Origin of the sequence: Azospirillum formosense, assembly GCF_013340925.1 — a bacterium.
GTDB classification, from domain to species: domain Bacteria; phylum Pseudomonadota; class Alphaproteobacteria; order Azospirillales; family Azospirillaceae; genus Azospirillum; species Azospirillum formosense.
Genome location: NZ_WHOR01000322.1, coordinates 1 through 5,888, shown reverse-complemented (window position 1 = coordinate 5,888; position 5,888 = coordinate 1). Strand labels below are relative to the sequence as shown.

The window sequence follows — 5,888 nt, the reverse complement described above, 5'->3', positions numbered from 1 at the left end:
GTGCGCCGATCAGACCCGCACCAGCTCCGGCTCGTCCGCGGGCACGTCCAGCACGTCCTCGAACTCGGTGATGTTGTTGATCTCCGTGCCCATGGCGATGTTGGTGACGCGCTCCAGGATGACCTCGACCACCACCGGGACCTGGAACTCGTCCATCCACTGCTGCGCCTGCGCGAAGGCGGATTGCAGGTTGTCCGGGTCGGTGACGCGGATGGCCTTGCAGCCCAGTCCCTCGGCCACCGCGACGTGGTCCACGCCGTAGACGCCGATCTCCGGGGCGTTGATGTTCTCGAAGGAGAGCTGGACCTGGAAGTCCATCTGGAAGGCGCGCTGCGCCTGCCGGATCAGCCCGAGGTAGCTGTTGTTCACCAGAACGTGGATGTAGGGCAGCTTGAACTGGGCGCCCACCGCCAGCTCCTCGATCAGGAACTGGAAGTCGTAGTCGCCGGACAGCGCGACGATCTTGCGCTTCGGATCGGCCACCCGCACGCCGAGCGCCGCCGGCAGGGTCCAGCCGAGCGGACCGGCCTGACCGCAATTGATCCAATGGCGCGGCTTGTAGACGTGCAGGAACTGCGCGCCGGCGATCTGCGACAGGCCGATGGTCGAGACGTAGCAGACGTCCTCGCCGAAGGCGCTGTTCATCTCCTGATAGACGCGCTGCGGCTTGATCGGCACGTTGGCGAAATCAGACTTGCGCAGCATGGAGCGCTTGCGGACCTGGCAGGTCTTCACCCACTCGGACCAATCGCGCAGCTTGCCGGCGGCCTTCCACTCCTTCGCCACCTCGATGAAGAGGTCGAGCGCCGCCCCGGCGTCGGACACGATGCCCAGGTCCGGCGCGAAGACGCGGCCGATCTGGGTCGGCTCGATGTCCACATGCACGAACTTTCGGCCCTTGGTGTAGACGTCGACCGAGCCGGTGTGGCGGTTGGCCCAGCGGTTGCCGATGCCCAGCACGAAGTCCGACGCCAGCATGGCGGCGTTGCCATAGCGGTGGGCGGTTTGCAGACCGACCATGCCGGCCATCAGCGGGTGGTCGTCCGGAATGGCGCCCCAGGCCATCAGGGTCGGGATGACGGGAAGGCCGACGACCTCGGCGAACTCGACCAGACGGTCGCTGGCGTCGGCGTTGATGATGCCGCCGCCGGCTACCAGCAGCGGACGCTCCGCCGCGTTCAGCATGGCCAGAGCCTTCTCCACCTGGGCGCGGGTCGCCGTCGGCTTGTAGGTGGGCAGCGGCTCGTAGGCGTCGGGATCGAACTCGATCTCGGCCATCTGCACGTCGATCGGCAGGTCGAGCAGCACCGGGCCGGGCCGGCCGGAGCGCATCAGGTGGAAGGCCTGCTGGAAGGCGTAGGGGACCTGCCCCGGCTCCAGCACGGTGACCGCCCACTTGGCGACCGGCTTGGCGATGGACGGGATGTCCACGGCCTGGAAATCCTCCTTGTGCAGGCGGGCGCGGGGCGCCTGGCCGGTGATGCACAGGATCGGAATGGAGTCGGCGGAGGCCGAGTAGAGGCCCGTGATCATGTCGGTGCCGGCGGGGCCGGAGGTGCCGATGCAGACGCCGATGTTGCCGGCCTTGGCGCGCGTGTAGCCTTCGGCCATATGCGACGCGCCTTCGACATGGCGCGCAAGAACGTGGCCGATGCGGCCGTTGCGTTGCAGCGCCGCGTAGAACGGATTGATGGCCGCTCCGGGGACGCCAAAGCAAACGGACACACCTTCCTTTTCCAGGACATGCACCGCCGCTTCAATCGCCATCATCCTAGCCATGGCTTGGTCTCCTCCCTCGCGTAACGGGTCGCTGTTGCGTTGGATTGAGCTTTCACCAGCGGGGCGGCTATTGGCAAAGTGTTGGCGAATCCTTTCCGCGTGATGGAAATCGCGCCGAACGGGGCAGTCCTTCACGGCGCGGCGGACAATTATGCTGCACTTGCACAGTCCCGATGGCGCTGTCATCGTGGACGGATGATGGCGATCCCGAGTCCCCGTCTCCTGGCGATCACCGACCGGCGGCAGGCGGCGCAGTCCTTGCCGGACCTGGCGGCGCGCCTGTTCGCCGGCGGCTTGCGCTGGCTGTCGCTGCGCGAAAAGGACCTGGACGAGTCGCGGCAGATCGCTCTGGCCCATGCCCTGGTGCAGCGGGCGCGGCCCTGGGGTGCGCTGGTCACGCTGCATGGCGATCCTGATCTGGCGCTGGCCGCCGGAACGGACGGGGTGCATTTGCCGGAAGGGGCAGACGTGGCGACGGCGCGACGGCGGCTCGGCCCCGGTGCGCTGGTCGGTGTTTCGACCCACGACGCGGAAGGAATCCGCCGTGCCGTGGCGGGCGGGGCGGACTACGTAACGCTGTCGCCGATCTTCCCGTCGCCGAGCAAGCCGGGCTACGGCCCGCCGGTCGGGACGGAGACGCTGAGACGCTTGGCCGCGGACGCTTCCCTTCCCGTCATCGCGCTCGGCGGCGTGGAGTCGGGCAACATCGGAGAGTGTCTGGCTGCGGGAGCCGCCGGAGTGGCGGTCATGGGCGCGCTGATGCGGACGCCGGACCGCTTGCCCGAATTGCTCAAAGCCTTGAAAGGCTGACAAACGCAAGGAAGAGGGTCGAACGAAACCGCTCCTTCCTTATCGTGGTCCTGGACTTTTCAGCCCGAAATGTGCATCTGGTATCTCATATACGAAAACGATGCGATGCCTTTCGCACGACCGGGCCGGCGCACAGTGGGGTGTTTCCGGACGGCCAGCATTGAGGAACGGTGCCGACCATGAACCCTCCGCCGATCAACGTCCAGCCGCTCGACACCGGATCGACCTTCCGCGCTCAAGCGTATCATGCGTTGAAGCAAGCCATCTCGCAAATGGACATCTACGACCATAACGACGAGATCCGGCTTGAGGAGCGGCAGCTCAGCGAGTTGCTGGGCGTCAGCCGGACGCCGATCCGCGAGGCGTTGACCCTGCTGGAGCAGGAGGGCTTCATCCGCCTCCAGCCGCGCCGGGGCATCTTCGTCATCCGCAAGACCAAGGCCGAGATCGTCGAGATGATCCAGGTCTGGGCGGCGCTGGAGAGCATGGCCGGGCGGATGGTCGCCACGCAGGCCACCGACGAGGACATCCGTACCCTGTGGGACCTGTTCCGCAATTTCGAGATGCGGAACCCCAAGGAGCATGTCAACGAGTATTCCGACGCCAACATCGCCTTCCACAAGAGCATCATCCGGCTCAGCGGGTCCAAGCTGATCCAGGAGATGACCGACAACCTGTTCATCCACATCCGCGCGATCCGCAAGCTGACCATCGGCCAGGACAACCGGGCGGAGCGATCCATCCACGACCACAAGGAAATCATCAAGGCCCTGGAACGCCGCGACGTCGATCAGGCCGAACACCTGATCCGCGACCACACGCTTGGGCTGGCGGCGCACGTCGAGAAGCATTGCGATTTCCTGGAGTGAGCGTGCCCCACCCCCGGTGAGAGGGAGGGGCACGGACACGAGCGTCAGACCGGCTCGTGAAGCTTCGCGGTCGTCACGCTGTTCAGCCCGTTCGCGGTAATCGTGACCACGCGCAGGCTGTTGGTGGTGCCGGGCGTACCGAAGGGGACGCCCGCCGTCACGATCAGCGATTGGCCGGGGGCGCCGATGCCCTCCTGGGCGGCGACGAGGCTGGCCCGCTCGACCATTTCCGCGAAATTCGCCACGTCGGCGGTCCAGACCGGGTGCACGCCCCAAGCCAGGGACAGCAGGCGGGCGGTCCCGCGTTCGGCGCTGAGGCCGAGGATCGGCACGGTCGGCCGCTCGCGCGAGGCGCGCCGCGCGGTCGAGCCGGTGCTGGTGAAGGTGGCGATGCCGGCGGCCGAGATGGTCTCGGCGATCTGCCGCGCCGCGGCGGACAGGGCGTCCGGGGTGGTCGCCTCCGGGCTCGGATGCTCGGAGTCCATGATGCGGCGGTAGAGCGGATCGCGCTCCACCCGGCGGATGATGCGGTCCATCATCGCCACGGCCTCCACCGGATGCTTGCCCGACGCGGATTCCGCCGACAGCATCACGGCGTCAGACCCGTCATAGACGGCGGTCGCCACGTCCGAGGCCTCGGCGCGCGTCGGCGTCGGCTCGGTGATCATGGATTCCAGCATCTGCGTGGCGACGATCACCGGCTTACCGGCGGCCCGGCTCAGGCGGATCATCCGCTTCTGCAGGCCGGGCACGTCCTCCGGCGGCAGTTCCACGCCGAGGTCGCCGCGGGCCACCATCACGGCGTCCGACAGGGCGATGATCTCCTCCAGCCGGGGCAGGGCGGCGGGCTTCTCCACCTTGGTCATGATGTGGGCGCGGTCGCCGATCAGGGCGCGCGCCTCCAGGATGTCCTCGGGCCGCTGCACGAAGCTGAGCCCGATCCAGTCCACGCCCAGCGTCAGGCCAAACTGCAGGTCGCTGCGGTCCTTCTCCGACAGGGCGCTGAGGGCCAGCGTGGTGCCGGGGACGTTCATGCCCTTGCGGTCGGACAGGGTGCCGCCGACCATGACCTCGGTCTCCGCGTGGTCGGGGCCGCAGCTCAGCACGCGCAGGCGCATGCGCCCGTCGTTCAGCAGAAGCTCGTGGCCCGGCTCCAGGCTGGCGAATATCTCCGGATGCGGGACGCAGACGCGGCTGCGGTCGCCGGGGGTCGGGTCGAGGTCGAGGCGGAAGCGGTCACCGCCGGCCAGGATCACCGCCACCTCCTTGAAGGTGCCGACGCGCAGCTTCGGACCCTGAAGATCGAGAAGCACGCCGATGGGGCGCCCGACCGTCTCCTCGACCGCGCGGATCTGGCGGTAGCGTTCGGCGTGGTCGCGCTGCGTGCCGTGGCTGGCGTTCAGGCGGAAGACATCCACGCCGGCCTCGGCGAGGGCGAAAATCTGGCTGTAGGTCGAGCTGGCCGGCCCCAGAGTGGCGACGATCTTGGTGCTGCGGTTGCGCTGCATGGCGCGGGCCTCCTGAGAGGGCGATGACTTGACAATGACTGGGTGGTGCTTGGGATGATGCTGCGACCGGGGTGGGGCGGGGGTCAAACCGCCGCTATGGCTTTTCCACATAGCGGGAAGTCACACGGTTGGTTTGACCGGGGGTGACCCCTGGGCGGACACTGGACGCCCGCGATCAGCCAGGACGATGCCATGAACACGCCTGTCGAGCCGCTTTCCGCCGCCAGCCTGATCCTTCTGCGCGACAGCGTGGACGGGCTGGAGGTCTTCATGATCCAGCGCCACCGCGACCTTCGCTTCGCGCCCGGCGCCACGGTGTTTCCCGGCGGGCGGCTGGATGCGGAGGACAGCGAGCTGCCCTGGCGGGAGCTGTCGCTGCCGCTGACCGACGACATGCCGCAGCGGATGGCGGCGATCCGCGAGGCGTTCGAGGAATGCGGGCTGCTGCTGGCCGGCGGCACGGTGGATGCCGCCCTTCTCGACGGGCTGCGGACCGCCTCGGGCGGGACCTTCCTGGACCGGCTGCTGGCGGCGGGGCTGGAGCCGGACGTGGCGGCGCTGGTGCCCTTTGCCCGTTGGGTCACGCCGGAGAGCGTGTGGCGGCGCTACGACACCCTGTTCTTCCTCGCCAAGGCGCCGCCGCGCCAGACCGCGGTGGTCGACGGGGTGGAGGCGGTCGCCGGCTTCTGGGGCACGCCGCGGGCCATCCTGGCCGAGGCGGAAGCGGAAAGGCTGTCGCTGGTCTTCGCCACCCGCATGACCCTGCTGCGTCTGGCCGCCTGTCGCACGGTCCGCCACGCGATGGAGGAGGCCGTGCGCTTCCACCCCCTGACCCCCCTCCCTGTCTCTTATAAACATCGGACGCCTGCGCCGAGCTACTCGTTGTGGGTCTCGCTGCGCACCCGGTCATTTAAAAACAAAC

General features: G+C 68.0%; 5 protein-coding genes. 3 read left to right on the top strand and 2 right to left on the bottom strand.

Annotation, left to right across the window (positions count from 1 at the left end):
- Positions 1-9 precede the first annotated feature (9 nt).
- A complete protein-coding gene (gcl, locus tag GBZ26_RS26190) occupies positions 10-1,779 on the bottom strand; it encodes a glyoxylate carboligase (RefSeq protein WP_174441348.1) in 1,770 nt (589 codons plus the stop codon).
- A 198-nt stretch (positions 1,780-1,977) separates the two neighbouring features.
- On the opposite strand from gcl, the gene GBZ26_RS26185 reads away from it, so the two are divergent.
- Both GBZ26_RS26185 and GBZ26_RS26180 read left to right on the top strand, forming a co-directional pair.
- Entirely contained in the window at positions 1,978-2,589 is a 612-nt protein-coding gene (locus GBZ26_RS26185) for a thiamine phosphate synthase (RefSeq protein WP_246653591.1), read from the top strand.
- Between the two features lie 179 nt (positions 2,590-2,768).
- Positions 2,769-3,458, top strand: coding sequence for a GntR family transcriptional regulator (locus tag GBZ26_RS26180; RefSeq protein ID WP_149165748.1), 690 nt, complete (start codon positions 2,769-2,771; stop codon positions 3,456-3,458).
- Positions 3,459-3,502: 44 nt separating this feature from the next.
- Here GBZ26_RS26180 and pyk read toward each other — a convergent pair whose 3' ends face one another.
- Positions 3,503-4,966 carry a pyruvate kinase gene (gene pyk / locus GBZ26_RS26175; protein ID WP_038528090.1) on the bottom strand — a complete coding sequence of 488 codons (1,464 nt, stop codon included), beginning with the start codon at positions 4,964-4,966 and terminating at the stop codon, positions 3,503-3,505.
- Positions 4,967-5,158: 192 nt separating this feature from the next.
- Between pyk and GBZ26_RS26170 the strand changes: the two genes are divergently transcribed.
- On the top strand, positions 5,159-5,888 hold a 730-nt coding region (locus GBZ26_RS26170; RefSeq protein ID WP_174441346.1), incomplete at its 3' end, for an NUDIX hydrolase.

Bases quoted from the DNA above. Each gene is read 5' to 3' on its own strand.
- gcl (WP_174441348.1), bottom strand. From the start codon at position 1,779: ATGGCTAGGATGATGGCGATTGAAGCGGCGGTGCATGTCCTGGAAAAG.
- GBZ26_RS26185 (WP_246653591.1), top strand. From the start codon at position 1,978: ATGGCGATCCCGAGTCCCCGTCTCCTGGCGATCACCGACCGGCGGCAG.
- GBZ26_RS26180 (WP_149165748.1), top strand. From the start codon at position 2,769: ATGAACCCTCCGCCGATCAACGTCCAGCCGCTCGACACCGGATCGACC.
- pyk (WP_038528090.1), bottom strand. From the start codon at position 4,966: ATGCAGCGCAACCGCAGCACCAAGATCGTCGCCACTCTGGGGCCGGCC.